Genomic DNA, 424 nt, shown 5'->3' with positions numbered 1-424 from the left:
GCGCTGCTCCAGCAATGCGGCGGCGTCGTCGATGCGGGTGACGGTGGCGTCCAGCGCGGTGGTGCGGGTATCGAGCGCGCGGCGCTGCACGTCGAGCCGCTCGCGCACGCCTTGCGGGGCTGGCGCGCCGTACGACTGGCGACTGTTCACATTGCGGATCGGGTCCAGGCATTGGGCGACGTCCTCGGCCGAGAGCCCGGCGGGCCTGCCAACTTGCTCCGCAGTGGCGTCATCGATCATCGCTGGGGTGATCGCGGTCGCCGGCAGGCCCTCGTCGAGCGCACGCCGCACTACGGCGCCGATAATGTGATGGGCATCGCGAAACGAGAGGTCGGCCTTGCGGACGAGCAGGTCGGCCAGATCCGTCACCGTGGAGAAGTCGTTAGCCGCGCGCGACGCCATGCGTTCCCGCTCGGGCTGCACG

At 70.5% G+C, this 424-nt stretch carries 1 pseudogene; it reads right to left on the bottom strand.

The features are described 5' to 3' along the window. Window positions 1-424 (bottom strand): annotated as a pseudogene (locus AB4Z35_RS30705) (argininosuccinate lyase); the annotation flags it as partial.

Origin of the sequence: Pseudomonas sp. KB_15 (assembly GCF_052114525.1) — a bacterium.
Lineage (GTDB): Bacteria > Pseudomonadota > Gammaproteobacteria > Pseudomonadales > Pseudomonadaceae > Aquipseudomonas.
This window is presented reverse-complemented; position numbering and strand designations above follow the sequence as displayed.